Origin of the sequence: Flavobacterium sp. MEB061 (genome assembly GCF_000834715.1) — a bacterium.
Lineage (GTDB): Bacteria > Bacteroidota > Bacteroidia > Flavobacteriales > Flavobacteriaceae > Flavobacterium > Flavobacterium pectinovorum.
Map to the genome: position 1 here is coordinate 1 of NZ_JXQR01000014.1, position 18,161 is coordinate 18,161.

At 33.9% G+C, this 18,161-nt stretch carries 13 protein-coding genes; 6 read left to right on the forward strand and 7 right to left on the reverse strand.

Features of this window, described 5'->3' with window-relative positions; translation table 11 throughout:
* The first annotated feature begins 150 nt into the window (after positions 1–150).
* Positions 151–1,209, forward strand: coding sequence for a serine hydrolase (locus RT99_RS05515; RefSeq protein ID WP_042563746.1), 1,059 nt, complete (start codon positions 151–153; stop codon positions 1,207–1,209).
* A gap of 56 nt (positions 1,210–1,265) precedes the next feature.
* Here RT99_RS05515 and RT99_RS05520 read toward each other — a convergent pair whose 3' ends face one another.
* Positions 1,266–2,456 (reverse strand): pyridoxal phosphate-dependent aminotransferase, encoded by a 1,191-nt coding sequence (locus tag RT99_RS05520; protein WP_042563747.1) that lies wholly within the window; start codon positions 2,454–2,456, stop codon positions 1,266–1,268.
* A 70-nt stretch (positions 2,457–2,526) separates the two neighbouring features.
* Positions 2,527–3,621: an acyl-CoA desaturase gene (locus RT99_RS05525; protein WP_042563748.1), complete on the reverse strand. Its 1,095-nt coding sequence runs from the start codon at positions 3,619–3,621 to the stop codon at positions 2,527–2,529.
* Positions 3,622–3,728: 107 nt separating this feature from the next.
* Here RT99_RS05525 and rsmG point away from each other — a divergent pair, with 107 nt between their 5' ends.
* Positions 3,729–4,358 (forward strand): 16S rRNA (guanine(527)-N(7))-methyltransferase RsmG, encoded by a 630-nt coding sequence (rsmG, locus tag RT99_RS05530; protein ID WP_042563749.1) that lies wholly within the window; start codon positions 3,729–3,731, stop codon positions 4,356–4,358.
* A gap of 97 nt (positions 4,359–4,455) precedes the next feature.
* On the opposite strand, the gene RT99_RS05535 is transcribed toward rsmG, so the two are convergent.
* Positions 4,456–5,187: a hypothetical protein gene (locus RT99_RS05535; RefSeq protein WP_042563750.1), complete on the reverse strand. Its 732-nt coding sequence runs from the start codon at positions 5,185–5,187 to the stop codon at positions 4,456–4,458.
* A gap of 294 nt (positions 5,188–5,481) precedes the next feature.
* Positions 5,482–7,107 carry an L-glutamate gamma-semialdehyde dehydrogenase gene (gene pruA / locus RT99_RS05540; RefSeq protein ID WP_042563751.1) on the reverse strand — a complete coding sequence of 542 codons (1,626 nt, stop codon included), beginning with the start codon at positions 7,105–7,107 and terminating at the stop codon, positions 5,482–5,484.
* A gap of 199 nt (positions 7,108–7,306) precedes the next feature.
* Here pruA and RT99_RS05545 point away from each other — a divergent pair, with 199 nt between their 5' ends.
* From RT99_RS05545 to pdeM, 4 genes are all read left to right on the forward strand, one after another.
* On the forward strand, positions 7,307–8,338 hold the full coding sequence (locus RT99_RS05545; protein WP_042563752.1) for a ligase-associated DNA damage response exonuclease: 1,032 nt from the start codon (positions 7,307–7,309) through the stop codon (positions 8,336–8,338).
* Positions 8,335–9,936 carry an ATP-dependent DNA ligase gene (locus RT99_RS05550; protein WP_042563753.1) on the forward strand — a complete coding sequence of 534 codons (1,602 nt, stop codon included), beginning with the start codon at positions 8,335–8,337 and terminating at the stop codon, positions 9,934–9,936. The genes RT99_RS05545 and RT99_RS05550 overlap by 4 nt, the downstream gene beginning before the upstream one ends.
* Before the next feature lie 173 nt (positions 9,937–10,109).
* A complete protein-coding gene (locus RT99_RS05555; RefSeq protein WP_042563754.1) occupies positions 10,110–12,569 on the forward strand; it encodes a ligase-associated DNA damage response DEXH box helicase in 2,460 nt (819 codons plus the stop codon).
* A 221-nt stretch (positions 12,570–12,790) separates the two neighbouring features.
* Positions 12,791–13,426 carry a ligase-associated DNA damage response endonuclease PdeM gene (gene pdeM, locus RT99_RS05560; RefSeq protein WP_042563755.1) on the forward strand — a complete coding sequence of 212 codons (636 nt, stop codon included), beginning with the start codon at positions 12,791–12,793 and terminating at the stop codon, positions 13,424–13,426.
* On the opposite strand, the gene apaG is transcribed toward pdeM, so the two are convergent.
* The 3 genes from apaG to RT99_RS05575 all read right to left on the reverse strand — a co-directional run bounded on the left by apaG (position 13,423) and on the right by RT99_RS05575 (position 18,139).
* Positions 13,423–13,809 carry a Co2+/Mg2+ efflux protein ApaG gene (gene apaG, locus RT99_RS05565; protein WP_042563756.1) on the reverse strand — a complete coding sequence of 129 codons (387 nt, stop codon included), beginning with the start codon at positions 13,807–13,809 and terminating at the stop codon, positions 13,423–13,425. The two genes, pdeM and apaG, sit on opposite strands and share 4 nt — an antisense overlap.
* 80 nt (positions 13,810–13,889) lie before the next feature.
* Complete coding sequence (locus RT99_RS05570; RefSeq protein ID WP_042563757.1) at positions 13,890–15,152, reverse strand: DUF5103 domain-containing protein; 1,263 nt, start codon at positions 15,150–15,152, stop codon at positions 13,890–13,892.
* Between the two features lie 80 nt (positions 15,153–15,232).
* A complete protein-coding gene (locus tag RT99_RS05575) occupies positions 15,233–18,139 on the reverse strand; it encodes a DEAD/DEAH box helicase (RefSeq protein WP_042563758.1) in 2,907 nt (968 codons plus the stop codon).
* Positions 18,140–18,161 lie beyond the last annotated feature (22 nt).

The following is an 18,161-nucleotide window of genomic DNA, read 5'->3' on the forward strand; positions in this document are numbered from 1 at the left end:
AGCCCACAGCCTGACGAAGGAAGTGCGAGGACTTGCAGCGAATAGCCCGACCCGGAGGGACACGCCCAAAATATTTGAGTGCTATTGTTTTTGTAACCAAGCAGATCATGATGTCGTCAAAAGTAGATCAATCATTAATTAATAGTAAATATGAAATCAATTTTTAAAGTGTACATGGTGTTTTTTCTAATATTTTATTCGGCTGCTTTTAGTCAAAATTTAGAATCTAAAATAGATAAGCTGGTAAACGAGAAATTTAAACCCGACGGTCCGGGAGCAGTTTTTTTAGTTGCTAAGAAAGGAAAAGTGGTTTACAGGAAAGCTGTTGGAAAGGCAAATTTAGAAATCAATATTAAAATGCAGCCTGAGTTTGTTTTTGAAATTGGATCTATGACCAAACAATTCACGGCTGTTTCAATCCTAATGCTGGTTGAACAAGGCAAGATTAAGCTGGATGATGATATCACGAAATTTATTCCGGATTACCCAACCAATGGAAATGTTATTACGATACATCATTTATTGATACACACTTCTGGAATTAAAGATTTTACGAGCATGAAAGCTATAAAAAATATTGCCAGAGAGGATTTGTCTCCAAAAGAATTGGTTGATTTTTTTAAAAATGAGCCTATTGATTTTAAACCAGGAGAACAGTTTAAGTATTGTAATTCAGGATATGTTGTTTTAGGATATATTCTTGAAATTGTATCTGGTCAAACTTATGAAGATTTTATACGGAATCATATTTTCGAAAAAATCGGGATGAACAACAGTTATTATGCAAGTCATGATAAAATAATAAAAAACAGGGTTTCTGGTTATCGTAACAGGGACGGAGTTGTGAATGCAAATTATATTAGTTTTTCAATACCATATGCCTCTGGTTCAATTATGTCTAATGTAGATGATATGTTAAAATGGCAAAATGCAATTGATTCTAATAAATTAATTAGTTCAAAAATTGCTGAAAAAGCGTTTGCAAATTATACTTTAAAGGATGGCAGTAAAATTGATTATGGATATGGCTGGCATATAAAAGATTTAAACGGGAAATTGGTACGTGAGCACGGAGGCAGTATTTTCGGTTTTAAATCAATGGGAGTTTATGAACCTAGTGAACAGGTTTATGTAATAGGATTGAGCAATTGCGATTGTAATTCGCCAACCGCGCTTACGAGAGATATTGCTGCTTTAGTATTGCAATAACGGGTAATAAAAAAGGGTGCTGTGAAGCACCCTTTTTGTATAATTAATTATAAGAATTACACAGCCAAAGCTTCTTTGATTCTGCGTAAAGCTTCTTTTAATATGTCGTTACTTGTTGCGTAAGAGAAACGGATACAGTTTGGATTTCCAAAAGCGTCTCCTGTTACGGTTGCTACGTTTGCTTCACCTAAAAGATACATTGATAAATCGTTTGCATCTTTAATTTCTGTTCCTTTTAATGTTTTTCCGAAGAAAGAAGAAACGTCTGGGAAAACATAAAATGCTCCTTCAGGAACGTTGATTTTTACTCCCGGAATTTCTTTTAATAAACCAACAACCAAATCTCTGCGTTCGTGAAAAGCCTTAACCATGTGGTTTAATACGCTAGCATCTGCATCAACAGCAGTAATTGTAGCACGTTGCGCCACAGAGTTTGCTCCTGAAGTTACTTGTCCCTGAATTTTTGTACACGCTTTTGCAATGAATTCCGGCGCACCGATGTAACCAATTCTGTATCCTGTCATAGCAAATGCTTTTGCTACTCCGTTTACAGTAATTGTTCTTTCAAACATTCCAGGAATTGAACCGATACTGCAGAAAGTTCCTGAGAAATTAATGTGCTCATAAATTTCATCGGCAACAACATATATATTTGGGTGTTTTTCTAAAACTTTTGCAAGAGCTGTTAACTCTTCTCTGCTGTACACAGATCCAGATGGGTTACAAGGAGAACTGAACCACATCATTTTTGTTTTTGGTGTAATGGCAGCTTCTAATTGTGCTGGTGTAATTTTAAAATCAGTATCTACAGACGTTGGAACCTCAACAGGAACTCCGCCAGACAATTTTACAATTTCGAAATAAGAAACCCAGTAAGGTGCCGGTAAAATAACCTCGTCACCATCATTTAACATTACTTGTGCAATATTATATAAAGATTGTTTTGCTCCTGTAGAAACTACAATTTGAGTTGGTTTGTACTCTAAATTATTATCTCTTTTGAATTTTCTGCAAATAGCTTCTCTCAATTCTAAATAACCTTCTACCGGAGAATAGGTGCTGTAATTTTCGTCAACTGCTTTTTTAACAGCTTCTTTAATAAAATCTGGCGTATTAAAGTCTGGCTCACCTAAACTTAAACTGATAATGTCTTTTCCCTGCGATTTTAATTCACGTGCTAAAGCAGCCATTGCTAAGGTTTGTGATGTCGCTAAGTTGTTAATTCTGTCTGAAAGAATATGATTCATTATAAAAATTTTGAATGTCCTTAATTTCAACTTAATTAAGGAAGGTTAATTATTAATAGATTTTTGATTTTTATGCTAGTTCCGGTTTCATTCCAAGATCTTTTAAGTGCTTGTAATGTGCTATAACAGCTCCTCTCATGGTTCTGAATTCATGATAAGGCAAGTTGCATTCTTTTGCAGTTTGTTTTACAATTTCAGCAATTTTTCCGTAGTGAATGTGACTGATATTTGGAAAAATATGATGCTCTATCTGATGATTTAAACCACCGGTAAACCAGTTGATTATTTTGTTTTTTGGAGCAAAATTAGCCGTTGTATATAATTGGTGAATGGCCCATGTATTTTCCATTTCGCCGTTTTCATTTGGAACCGGATTTGAAGTTTCCTCAATTACGTGTGCTAATTGAAAAACGACACTTAAAATTAATCCCGCAACATAATGCATTACGAAAAAGCCAATAACAACTTTCCACCATGTTACACCTAAAACCATTGGTAAAACCATCCAGATTAAAACATAAATTATTTTTGTTATTACTAAAACGGTCCATAATTTAGCCGGACTTTGCGGTGTTCCGTATGATAATTTTCTCTTCAGATAGTTTTTCATTTGTTTAAAATCAGTCGTTAAAGCCCAATTGAAAGTCAAAAGTCCGTATAAGAAAAAAGAATAATAATGTTGAAATTTATGAAATTTGTGCCATTCAGCATTTTTTGTAAAACGAATAATTCTTCCGGCATCAAGATCTTCATCATGACCGTGAATATTAGTATACGTATGATGAAGTACATTGTGTTGTACTTGCCAATTGTGTACATTTCCGGCCAAAACATAAATGCTTCCGCCCATAATTTTATTGATCCAGGATTTAGAAGAGTAAGACCCATGGTTTCCATCGTGCATTACGTTCATACCTATTCCAGCCATTCCAACTCCCATAAGAATGTTTAATAACAATTGTGCCCAAAAAGGCATGTCAAGAGTTAATATCAAAAAGTATGGCGTTAAAAAAACGGCAAACAGAATAATGGCTTTTAAGTGCAGCTTCCAGTTTCCGGTTTTCTGAATGTTGTTCTCTTTGAAGTAATTGTTTACTCGTGAGTTAAGTGTTCTGAAGAACTTCAGATTGTCTTGCTTAGCAAATGTAGGCGCAGTGTTATTCATAATTAATTTAAATAGTTTTCAAAGGTAATTATTATAAATTTTCAATTTGCAAAATTGAGTTAAATATTTCAATCGTAAAGTAGTACTTTTGTTAAAAAATTAGAGCAATGGATGAGATATTGAAATATTTTCCTGATTTGACCGACATTCAAATCGAACAATTTCAAAAATTAGACTTTTTATACCACGATTGGAACGAAAAAATCAATGTTATTTCGCGAAAAGATATTGATGCCTTATATACAAAACATATTTTGCACTCACTTGGAATTGCAAAAATCATGAAGTTTGAACCTGGAGCAACTGTTCTTGATGTTGGAACCGGTGGAGGATTTCCAGGGATTCCGTTAGCGATTCTTTTTCCTGAAACCCGTTTTTATTTAATCGATGTTATAGCCAAGAAAATAAAAGTCGTTCAGGGCGTTGTTGATGCTTTAGAATTGAAAAATGTAAAAGCAGAACAAAAGCGTGCCGAATTGGTAAAAGGAGATTTCGATTTTATTGTAAGTCGTGCCGTTACCAATATGCCGGATTTTGTTTCTTGGATAAAAGATAAAATCAAAAAGCAACACAAGCATGCATTGAAAAACGGAATTTTATATCTTAAAGGTGGAGATTTGGCAGAAGAATTAAAAGATTTTCCAAAAGCAACATTATATGATTTGGCAGATATTTTTGAAGATGAGTTTTTTGAGACTAAAAAAGTCGTGCATTTGCCATTGAAGTTTCAACCTTAAAATTTTGTTTCAAAAGTTTCAGCTTTGAAAATCTTCAATTAAAAAAAACCGAATCTAAAATTTTAGATTCGGTTTTTTTTAATTGAAATTATTTAAACTAATAAGCCATTTCTTGTATTTGTAAAAATGAATTTCTTTTTTGATCTAAATGATCTATAAACTCATTAAGAGATTGTGTTGCTGCTTCAGGAGAATATTTGAATTTAGGATCGAAGAAAAACTCTCTGCAAATTACAGGTTCATTTGATGAATCATAAATTGCTTCGTCTGTTTCGTCAAGATTCTCATCACTATATTGGCAAGGAAGCAAACGGGCTAATTCTATTATTCTACTACTAAACCATTTATCAAATACTTTCTTTTTTGGAGAAATATGACGTGCAAGTAAAACTAAACCAACAAGTTCGTTTTGAAGATAGTATGATCCTTTTCTATATCTTACATCTACCATTTTTACATTCATAAGAGCAACCCAAATTGGTCCGTTTACAGAATTTGTTGCAGGAATGTTTAAATCTGTATCAAAATCAAGAGGACTTGAATATTCAGGATTAACAATTGAAGCCCAAAGTGCTTCGATACGTCTGTCGATATCATTTGCTGCTTTTGTATATCCTGTAAAGCGCCAATTTACCCATTCTAAAAGAGCTGCTGTTAAACCTATAGCAGCTTTATGGTTAATTTGGGTTAATGCAATTTCTAGTTCTTCATTTCCTTCCAAAGGATCTAAAATCGCATCTATTTTCTTTTTTGTCCATTTAAAATTAATTGGGTGACCAATACATTTTGATTTTACAATGATTTCAGGAACATTTTTTAAATTTTTCATAAGCTTTTTAATTTAGAATTAGTGTCATGTTTTATATCAGTAAAACTGTTTCTTCTATTTGTTTCTTTGTGATTTAAAACTTTGACAAAATTATATGTTAGCTTATTTTTAACCTGATACTATAAGTTTTTTGAATGATAAATTAGGATTTTTTAGAAGGTAAGTGACTGATTTCTAGTAACATAAGAAAAGTACTACAAATTTTACAATTATTTAAAAATGAGTTGTTTAAAAAAGAAACCCACAATTATCAAAAGACAACTGTGGGTTATATAAATTAGATGATCTAATGTATTATCCTAAAAATGGGTATCTGTAATCTTCAGGAGTTACAAAAGTTTCTTTAATAGTTCTAGGAGAAGCCCAACGTAATAAGTTCAATGCAGAACCAGCTTTATCGTTAGTTCCGGAAGCTCTTGCTCCACCAAAAGGCTGCATTCCTACAACTGCCCCGGTTGGTTTATCATTAATGTAGAAGTTACCTGCAGCATTTTGCAATTTCGTAGTTGCTACTTCAATAGCATAACGATCCTGGCTAAATACAGCTCCTGTTAAAGCATATTCAGAAGTAGTATCAACTAATTCTAAAGTTTCTTCCCATTTTGCATCTTCGTAAACATATATAGTAATAACTGGTCCGAATAATTCGGTTTCCATTGTAGTATATTTTGGATTTGTAGTTACAATAACGGTTGGCTCAATAAAGTATCCTACAGATTTATCGTAGTTTCCTCCAATGATGATTTCAGCATCAGCATCTTTTTTAGCCTGATCGATATAACTCGCCAATTTATCAAAAGAACCTTCGTGAATAACTGCTGTAATAAAGTTTCCGAAATCTTCCGGAGAACCCATTTTCATTGATTTTGCATCAGCAATTAATTGTTCTTTTACAGCTGGCCATAAACTTTGCGGAATATAAGCTCTTGAAGCTGCAGAACATTTTTGCCCTTGAAATTCAAATGCTCCACGAGTAATTCCTGTTGCAACTTGTTTTACGTTAGCACTTGGGTGCGCAATGATAAAATCTTTACCACCAGTTTCACCAACGATTCTTGGGTAAGTTTTATAATTGTTAATATTGGCGCCAATTTTTGCCCAGATATCTTTAAATACATGAGTAGATCCTGTAAAGTGAACTCCGGCGAAATCACGACTTGCCAAAACAGTATCAGTAATCATTAAGGCATCTCCAAAAACAACGTTGATAACGCCATCAGGAACACCTGCTTCTTTGAAAACATCAATAATAACTTTTGCCGAAAATACTTGGCTGTCACTTGGTTTCCAAATAACAACGTTACCCATCATAGCAGCACTTGCAGGAAGATTTGCAGCAATAGCAGTAAAGTTGAATGGAGTAATCGCGTAAACAAAACCTTCAAGAGGTCTGTATTCTAAACGGTTCCAAACTGTAGAATCAGATTTTGGCTGATCGTTGTATATTTGAGTCATAAATTCTACGTTGTAACGTAAAAAGTCGATCAATTCGCAAGAAGCATCAATTTCTGCCTGATGAATGTTTTTAGATTGTCCAATCATAGTAGCAGCGTTGATACGCGCTCTGTATGGACCTGCAATAAGTTCAGCAGCTTTTAAGAAAATAGCAGCACGTTGTTCCCATGCCATATTTGCCCATGCTTTTCTTGATTCAAGCGCATTTGCAATTGCTTTTTCGATATGTTGTTTTTCAGCTAAATGATACGTTCCTACGATATGTTTGTGATCGTGAGGTGCTGAAATAGTTTTTGTATTTCCGGTTTTGATTTCTTCACTACCAATGTATAATGGAACATCGATTTTAGAGTTCCACATTGAAGTGTATGCTGCCTGAACAGCTGCTTTTTCTGGTGAGTTCGGTGCGTAACCTTTTACTGGTTCGTTTACCGCTTTTGGTACATGAAAGAATCCTTTTAACATGGGTTGTAAGTATTTAAAATTACGAATTATTTAAATTTTCACAAAAGTACAAAGGATATTTTGATTATATCATAACACAATATTAAAAGTTGTAATTAAATAAACAAATCGGGCTAAATTGTAAAGAGCATCAGCTGTTTAATAATTAAATTTGATACAAATACGCCAAATATTTTTAAAATATTTAAATAGTAACGAAATGAAAATTCCCCTTTTAGCTTTTAATGATAATGGAATTTATTGCCAGCAGGCCGATGTTTATCTCGACCCGTGGCGACCGGTGAAAAACGCCATTATTACACACGGACATTCTGATCATGCACGCTGGGGGCATCAAAATTATATTACACATCATACCAATATTCCAATTATTCGCCATCGTTTGGGCGAAATAAATGTTACGGGAAAAGACTGGAACGAAACCTTTGTAATCAATAATGTGAAATTTTCTTTTCATCCCGCCGGACATATTATTGGAAGCGCACAAATTCGAGTAGAACATAAAGGCGAAGTTTGGGTTTTTACAGGAGATTATAAAACTGAAGATGACGGAATATCTGTTCCGTATGAAGTGGTGAAATGCCACACTTTTATAACCGAATGCACTTTTGGATTACCCGCTTTTAACTGGACTCCGCAAGCCGAAGTGATTACAGAAATCAACAATTGGTGGGCAGAAAATAAAGCAGAAGAAAAAACTTCGATTTTGTTCGGATATTCTTTAGGAAAAGCACAACGACTTTTAAAATACTTAGATACAGATCTCGGAACCATTTATACACACGGCGCTATCGAAAATATGACCAACGTAGTTCGTCCGTTAATTGATCTTCCGCCAACAAAATTGGTGACTTATGAAACTAAGAAAGAAGATTTATTAGGCAACATTGTACTCGCACCGCCAAGCGCACACGGAAGTACGTGGATCAGGAAAATGACACCTTTCGTTACAGGTTCAGCAAGTGGGTGGATGGCTTTTCGCGGAGCCAGACGCCGACGTGCGATTGATAAAGGTTTTGTTTTGAGTGATCACTGCGATTGGTATTCTCTTTTGGATAGCATAAAAGCAACAGGCGCAGAAAAAGTAATTTGCACGCATGGTTATACCGATATTTTTTCTAAATATTTAAGAGAAATAGGATACGACGCCAGAACCGAGAAAACCCAATATGAAGGCGAAACGGCAGAAATGGAAAGAGAAGTTGAAACCGAAAAAGAAATTCGAGAATGAAAAATTTCGCCCAACTCATAAAAGTCCTTGATAGTTCGAATAAAACGAATGTAAAAGTCGATGCGCTGACGATGTATTTTAAAAATGCATCACCGGAAGATAAAGTTTGGACCATTGCCATTCTTTCACATCGTCGTCCGCCGAGACCTGTCAATACCACTTTATTGCGAAATTGGGCAAATGAAATCGCTAATATTCCGCTATGGCTTTTTGAAGAAAGTTATCATATCGTGGGAGATTTAGCCGAAACCATTGCCTTAATAATTCCAACCACAAAAGAACATTCAGACAAAAGTTTAACTGAATATCTTCAGGAAATCATCGCTTTAAAAAAGAAATCAGATCCTGATAAAAAAGAATATTTGCAGCAAAACTGGCTCGCGCTCAATTATTACGAACGCTTTGTTTTTACCAAATTAATCACCGGAAGTTTTAGAATCGGCGTAAGCCAAAAATTAATGACAAGAGCACTTTCTAAAGCAGAAGATGTTGATGAAGATGCTTTGGCGTATAAATTAATGGGAAATTGGGATCCGAATACGATCACTTTTCAGGAATTGATTTTGGATGAACAAAACAGTGATTATTTATCAAAACCCTATCCGTTTTATCTAGCATATCCGATTGAAGGAGAAGTTGAGAATTTGGGAAATCCCGAAGATTGGTCTATAGAACATAAATGGGATGGAATCAGGTCGCAAACCATCATCCGCGAAAGCGAAATTTATGTCTGGTCAAGAGGTGAGGAGTTGGTTACGGATAAATATCCTGAGTTTAAATCTTTCGTTGGTTTAATTCCGGATGGAACCGTAATTGATGCCGAAATTTTAGCTTTTCCAGAAGGTGAAATCGGAACTTTTAATGATTTGCAAACCAGAATCGGACGTAAAGCCATTTCAGCAAGTTTACTCGAAAAAGTCCCCGTAATTTTAAAAGCCTACGATATTTTAGAATGGGAAGGGCAGGATATTCGCCATTTGCCTTATGCCGAAAGAAGATTATTATTAGAACAATTATACGATTCAATTAAAGATAAAACGGCTTCTTTTCAATTATCAGAAAGGGTTTTGCTCCATTCCTGGGAAGATGTGACAAATGAAAGAATGCGTGCCCGCGAAATGAAAAGCGAAGGTTTGATGTTAAAACGAAATGATTCGGCGTATTTGGTGGGAAGAAAAAAAGGCGATTGGTGGAAATGGAAAATTGAACCTTTGGTAATCGATGCCGTTTTAACCTACGCCATGCGAGGTCACGGGCGAAGATCGAACTTATTTACCGATTATACTTTTGCGCTCTGGCAAACCAATGATAATGGGGAAAAAGAACTGGTGACATTTGCAAAAGCCTATTCCGGTTTAACCGATGCTGAATTTAGAAGAGTAGATGATTTTATAAAGAAAAATACATTAGAACGTTTTGGTCCGGTTCGAAGCGTTACGCCACAATTGGTTTTCGAAATTGGTTTTGAGGGAATCGCACTTTCAAAAAGACACAAAAGCGGCGTTGCAACACGTTTTCCAAGAATCTTGAGATGGCGACACGACAAAAAAATTGACGAAGCAAATTCGATTGAAGACTTAAAAAGTATGATTTCGTAAAAAAAAATTTAACATATAGAAACATAGGTTAAAATGTGTATAAAAAGAATACAAAAGAAACAAGTTTCCACACATAGCTATGTCCATTAATGCAAGTGAAACGACTTTATGCGTTTTCAAAAAACTATGTTTCTATGTGTTAAAATTACTTGCACTATAAATCAAATATCATAATGAATCGAGAAGAATTATACGCTATTGCAGAAAATTGGTTTCAGGATCAGGGTTGGAAATCATTTCCGTTTCAAACTCAAACCTGGACGGCTTTTTTACAAGGCAAAAACGGTTTATTAAACGCACCAACCGGAAGCGGAAAAACCTATGCTTTATGGTTTCCGATAGTTCTTGATTACATGAAGAAAAACCCGAATTATAAAACAAAACATAAACCGGGATTAAAAGCTATTTGGATTACACCTTTGCGAGCACTTTCGGTAGAAATAAAACAAGCAGCAGAACGAATTGTCGAAGATTTAGAGTTGCCATTAACAGTCGGAATCCGCTCTGGAGACACTTCTCAAAGTGAAAGAGCGAAGCAAAGCAAAAAAATGCCGGATTTGCTGATAACAACGCCTGAAAGTTTACAATTGCTTCTTGCATCAAAAGAATTTGCGAAAACTTTTGCCAATTGTTCCTCTATTGTGGTTGATGAATGGCACGAATTATTAGGCACAAAACGTGGTGTTCAAATGGAATTGGCTTTGTCAAGATTAAAAATAGTGGCGCCCAAAATGCGTATTTGGGGAATTTCAGCTACAATTGGAAATCTTGAATTAGCACAACAGGTTTTATTAGGATTAAATTCTGAAGCCTATCAAAATTCAGTTTTAATAAAGGCCAACATCAATAAGAAAATAAAAGTGCTTTCGATTCTGCCTGAAAAAATGGACAGTTACCCGTGGCGAGGTCATATGGGTTTGCACTTAATTGATGAGGTTGCGAAAATCATCAGAAGAAGTAAAACGACTTTAATTTTTACCAATGTACGTTCTGCCTGCGAAATGTGGTTTCAGGCGATATTAGAAAAATATCCTGAATTTGCCGGAGATATGGCCATGCACCACGGAAGCATAAGTAGAGAAACCAGATTGTGGGTTGAAAATGCGATTCGAAATGAAGACTTAAAAGTAGTAGTTTGTACATCAAGTCTGGATTTGGGTGTTGATTTTGCACCTGTTGAAACTATTATACAGGTTGGCGGACCAAAAGGCGTTGCGCGTTTTCTGCAGAGAGCCGGACGAAGCGGACATCAGCCCGGGAAAGAAAGTGTGATTTATTTTCTTGCCACGCACGCTATAGAGTTAATTGAAGCATCGGCATTAAAAAAAGCAGCTGAAAAAACAATTGTCGAAGATCGGATTCCGTACTTGAACAGTTGGGATGTTTTGGTGCAATACTTAAATACGTTGGCAGTTTCTGATGGATTTTATCCCGATGAAATTTTTGAAGAAGTCAAAAATACCTTTTGTTATCAAAACATGACAAAAGAAAACTGGAACTGGATTCTGAATTTTATTACCAATGGAAGCCAGAGTTTACAAGCGTATGACGAATTCAAAAAAGTTGAAGTTGAAGAAGACGGACGCTTTAAAATCCACAGCCGAATGATTGCTATGCATCACAGAATGCAGATTGGAACTATTGTTGGCGATGCGTCGTTAAATGTTAAGTTTTTAAGCGGAGGCTATATAGGTTCTATTGAGGAATGGTTTGCCTCAAAACTACAGCCTGGAGATGTCTTTACGTTTGCCGGAAAAAGACTTGAATTATTCCGCGTAAAAAATATGCAGGTTTTAGTGCGAAAAGCAGATCCTAAAAAAGCATCAAGAGTAGTAAGCTGGATGGGTGGCCGTATGGCTTTATCGGTACAAATGAGTGAATTATTGAGAGAAGAATTATATACCGCAAATACTGATAAGTTAACGCCGGAACTAATTGCATTGCAGCCTCTTTTTGCAAGACAAAGAAAAGAAAGCATCGTTCCGGATACCAATCAATTTTTAATAGAAACCTTTAAAACCCGTGAGGGGTTTCATGCTGTTTTTTATCCTTTTGAAGGCCGATTTGTACACGAAGCTTTGGCTAGTATTATTTCGTATCGCATCAGCTTATTGTCGCCAATCACTTTTTCATTAGCTTATAATGATTATGGATTTGAATTACTTTCTGATCAGGAAATTGATATGGAAAGTGTTTTTGATAATAATTTATTTTCAACAGAATACGTACATCACGATTTACAAAAAAGTTTGAATTCGACAGAAATGGCACGACGAAAATTCAGGGATATTTCTGTAATTGCCGGTTTGGTATTTACCGGAATGCCCGGAAAACCAGTTAAAACTAAACATTTGCAAAGCGGTTCGCAATTGCTTTTTGAAGTTTTCAGAGATTATGAACCCGACAATTTATTGCTCCAGCAAGCTTATATCGAAACATTCGAACATCAGTTAGAAGAAGGACGTTTGATTCAGGCTTTAGAACGAATTAACGGGCAAACTATCGAATGGAAACAATGCAAAAAACCAACACCTTTTAGTTTTCCAATAATTACAGACCGACTTCGGGAAAAATTATCAAGTGAAACATTGTCAGAAAGAATTAAAAAAATGACAGCCAGTTACATGAAATAATTTTGGACTGATTTTTGGATAAAACCTCTTGAATCACACTTTTTTGGCTGATTCTAAAAATCTAATTTAACACAGAAACATAGATTCTATTTAACTAAGAAATATTATTTAAGAAAACTCGTTTTTCACATAGCTATATGTTGATATAAAAAGGGAAACTTCTTTTCAAAACATTCCAAATGCTATGGTTCTATGTGTTAAAAATAATTACAACAGCGTAAATGAACATAATAATAAACAATCAGGATTTCATTCTGCATCAATCTGGTGCTGTTTTTTGGGAAAAAGAAAAAATACTTTTAATCTCAGATGTGCATTTAGGAAAAGTGGCACATTTTAGAAAACACGGAATCGGAATTCCAAACAATGCCATTTTTGAAAATTTTACCCGATTAAAAACAGTTTTAGAATTATTTAATCCAAAAACAATCGTTTTTTTGGGCGATTTGTTTCATAGTAAAATCAATAACGAATGGGATCTTTTTGTGCAATGGACTAAAGAACATTCGCAGAAAATAATTTTGGTGGAAGGAAATCACGATATTATTTCTAAACAAAACTATTCAGATTTAAATATTGAAATTTTTAATGAATTAGAAATAGGCAATTTTTTATTAACCCATCATCCCACAGAAAAAGAAAACTTCTTTAATTTTTGCGGACACATTCATCCCGGAATACAATTACGAGGATTAGGGCGACAATTTTTAAGTTTATCTTGCTTTTTTCACAAACCAAATCAGTTGATTTTTCCGGCTTTTGGAGAATTTACAGGAAATTCATATCTAATTCCAACAGAAAAAGACAAAGTTTATGCGATTACAAAAGAGGGAATAATAGAAGTTGCAATAAATTAATTCAGTGCAAAAGGAGCGCACATTCTAAAAGTAGGAACAATTACTTTGAATGTTTTTGTTGTGGTAAAATTGATCATATTAAAATGACCTTTCATGGCTCCGTATGGAGATGAAAGCAAACAACCAGAGCTATAAGTGTGATTTTCACCAGGTTTTAAAACTGGTTTTTTACCGATAACTCCTTCACCATCAACAACTTCTAGATCGTTAAGAGAGTCGAAAATTTCCCAGTGACGAGAAGTTAACTGAACCGAATCTTTACTATGATTTTCGATTGTAATTACATAACTAAAGGCAAAATGAATCTTGTAGTTCTTGAAGTAAGTACCTTCAAAACTAGTTAAAACAGATATTTTTATGCCTCTTGTAATCTGAGAAACCATACTAACGTCGTATATATGTGAGTGTTATAGTGGCAAACTTACGAAAAAAATTCGTTTACCCGAAATCCTTTAACAATGTTTTAATTGGTGATATTGATAGAGTTAGCATTCCCCTTTCCGATAACTCTTTCATATCGATCAGAACTTTGCTTATAATATACCAATATTGTGTATTCATTTTCGGTTTGATAGAAGTTGCCATCAATAGCATTTTCATAATCAACAATGCCTTTTTTATCGGCGATTTTATATTGAAAATTGGTAAAACCCTGTTTGATCATAATTGCTTTTTCAAAAACTCCCTTATCCTGGTTGTAATCCATTTTATTTTCTGCCGATAAGCTGTAATTATTAAACATTCCGGTAACATAAATATCCTTATTATTTGATCTGAATGTTGGTGCAGAAAGTGTAAAATAAACCCAGGCATAATCGGCTTCAATTTCATTGTTAGAACCGTTGATGTTTTTAACTACAAAATTACCGTTTACATCTTCATAATTGGTATAAATTTGATTGGCTCTTGCGGCATTGGTATACAAATAAGAGTTATAAATATCATTATTAGATCCTACTTTCCCTACATTATTATTAGCGGCCCGAATGTCTTTATTTTCAAAATATAAAAATTCATTTCCACCCCAAAACAAAGTTTCCTGTCCATATTTATAAACTAACTGATTGCCAATAGTATATTGAGGAGGAATGTTTTTAATTGCGGTATTAAAATCTCCATTTTGCAGCAAAAGCACCCTCACATTTTGCAAAGGCGTTTGAAAAGCAATATCATTAGAAAGTATCGTAAATTCAAGATTTTGCATATAGTCTATATTGCTGAGGTTTCGGCTTCTTTTTACCTGGGCCGCAACAGTCGAATGTTCTTCATATAAAATAAATTTTCTCGAGAAAACCACTTCTTTATCTTCGTTCAGAATTTTTAAAATATAATTTCCTGAAAGTCGTAATTGCGTTGTAAACTGATTAGGAAAAGCAAGCCGGTAATGTGAATAAACCTGAAGCGTGTTAAAAGAATTTACATAATCTGTAATTCTTTGATTATCAAAACCACGAATGAAATCTGTTTTAGGAATATCGGTTGGTTTCCAGTTGTAATCGCAATGCGTAATATCAAAATAATAATTGGCTTCGTTACCAAATAAATCATCAAATTGCAATTCAAACGTGGAGCCTAATTCAAATATTGGCACAACATTATTTCCGTTTTGAACAAACGAAACTGTTTTTATATTATAAGGAGGAATTACTTCTGTTTGTACTTCCTGCGCTGTCGCGAAAGTAAAAATGAAAAACAAAAGAAAGTTCTGAAACAAAAATTTTGACATCTTATTGCGTTGTAAGATTGTAAATATAACAATTTATATAACGAAAAATAGTACGTTTTATTGGTTTTAAAAACAATTTATCAAGAACCCAAAATGTAATCCAGATTAACTTCGATTTCATCGTTAACAAAACTTTCTTCTAAAAGGGAATCCGATAACAGCTTTTTGTTTTCCTGCAATTTGATTATTTTTTCTTCTACCGTATTTTTTGAAATGAAGCGAATAACATTTACCTTATTTAATTGTCCAATCCTGTGTGCTCGTCCAACTCCTTGTTTTTCAGCAAAAGGGTTCCACCACGGATCAAGAAATAAAACATAAGAAGCTTTGGTAATATTTAAACCAACGCCGCCCGCTTTAAGCGAAATAAAAAACAATAGAGGCTCTTCTTTTTCCTGAAAAAGTTTTACTTGCTGTTCTCTTTTACTTGCCGGAGTTTCACCCGTAATTTCACAGAATGTTATTTTATTTTCTTTACACCAAGTCGTGTAAAAATTCAAATTAGTAACAAACGAACTAAAAATGATCGTTTTTTGTTTCTCTTTTACTAAAGTTTCGAGATAATTAGTAACCGCAATATATTTTCCGGAATCAATTTCAGATTCCTGATCGACCATTTTTGGATGATTACTCAACTGTCTTAACTTCATCAACGTATTGATAATGCTAATTTTGTCAGGACTTGATCCGTCTGTTTTCAATAAAAAATTACGAGCTTTTGATTTTTCCTGCTCGTATAATTTTTCCTGTTCAGGATCCATGTCACAGTAATAAATCTGTTCTGTTAATTCTGGTAAGTCTTTTAAAACCTGTTCTTTGGTTCTTCTTAATATGTAAGGCTGAATCAGGTTTTTTAATTCAGATAAACTGTTTTCGTCTTGCTTTTTCTCAATCGGAATTTTAAAATTTTCTGCGAAAAAATTATAACTGCCTAAAATTTCTGGATTTATAAATTCCATTTGCGACCATAAATCATCAAGCGAATTTTCTATCGGCGTACCACTCAACGCAATTTTATTATAAGTCTTTATTTTATTAATCGCTTTAAAAATTTTAGAATTCTTGTTTTTAATGTATTGACTTTCGTCTAAAATTAAATAGCGAAAATTGTATTTTTCTAAAATTGAAATATCGCGATGCACAATGCTATAACTTGTAAAAATTAAATCACAAGAATCTAATCTGCTTGCTAATAATTTTCTGTCGTTACCCACATATTGCATTTTCGAAAAGTGCGGTGTAAATTTCGCAGCTTCATTGTACCAGTTAAAAACCAATGAAGAAGGTAAAACAATCAGTGTTTTTAATGGTTCTCTTTGTACGGTAGTTTCATTTTGAAACAAATCAAAATTCGTGGTTTTTGTTGTAAAACCCAATTGTTCCTGAACAGCAACCAGAACGGCCAGGGTTTGTAAAGTCTTACCAAGTCCCATATCATCAGCCAGACAAGCACCAAGATTTGAGTTAAAATGACCCAAAAGCCATTTTACACCATCAATTTGATAGGGTCTCAAAGTAGCTTTTAGCAAATCAGAAGCTACATATTCAGCTTCGTAAATGGGTTCAATGTCATTTTTGATTTCCGGTATTGCATCCAAAGCAGTAAAATTACTTTTACGCAAAAGAAGATTTCCGTCTTCTGTTTTCGCCAGTTTTGCCAGCGAACTATATTTACTGAACCATTCTAAGGGAATCAAAAAATAATTTCCGTCTGGCAATAAAAACAGTCTTTCTTTACTTTTTATATTAGGAATTATTTCACTGAAGTTAATCGTATAAGTTCCAACTGTAATGATTATTTTAATGTCAAACCAATCTCCGGTTGTTTCTTTTGAAGCTGTAACCGTATGGTTTTCTGTAATGATTTCTTTGCTTTCGAGTTTTAAATTCTGAATTGTAAATCCCAGATTTTCAAGTTCTTCTTTACGATCAATAACAAATTGAATATTGGTGTAAGGATCACTAATTTCTGTTTCAGAATTCAATCCCAATAATTCGTTTTTGATTTTTGTTAAACCAATTTCAACTAATTTATTTGTATATAAAATCTCATCGGCACTTCGTTTAAACTGAATTATTTTAGGTTCATTTATAATGCTGAAATCAACAAACGAATGTGTTTTTTTCGTTTTGCCTGAATCAAATGAATAGCCATTATAATCAAAAAATAAATTGAGATAATAACAGTTTTTGAAGAAATCGTAAACAGGCTGAATTGTGCATGAAATAATGGTATCACGAAGTTCAATTTCAAAACCGGTTGCCTGGATATCAATTTTTTTAGCAATTTCTGGAATGAAATTTTTAAAGTAATTATCAACTAATTTTGAAGGTATTTCGATTGATTTTTTAGTTAAAAAAGGCGAAAGTTTTTTAGAATTGAGATCTTTTAACTGTCCTAATTTCTTATCGATAATTAACCAGCCCGGCTCGTCTAAAAGAACATCTACGCTACTATTCATGGGTAAAAAGGTAGTTTCGTTTTCTTTTAAAGATAAACTATAAGTAATGCCGGCGTCGTGTTTGTCAAATTGAATTTGAGGTTCGAAAGAGCGGGGGTCAATATTGACTCTTGAACGAAAAAAATCTTTTTCAGCGCTCATATTGATAGACAGCGGAAATTGCTCTTTTACAATTAAAGTATAAAAGCAATCCAGATTTAATTGCAAATGCTGGCGAATCGCAAATTCAATTTTAGAGTCTTTCTGTAAATCAGCAATTGTTTTTGCCGACTTGATTTTTGCGCTGAACTTTTTGAAAATAAACTCAGGCTTTAATGATTCGCAAGCTGTCAGTATTTTTTTTGAATTAGAATCTAAATCATCAAATATAATTCCGAAGCTTTTAAGAATTCCGGAAGTTGCTTTTTTGTCTAAATATTTAATGTCATTCATACCTTCAACGACATAAGAAGTTGGAAGATAAGTGTTCAGGTTTTTGTCAAAACTGACGTCAAAACAAAATTGAAATGATTTTGAAGGTTTCAAAATTAGGGTTGGGTTGTATTAG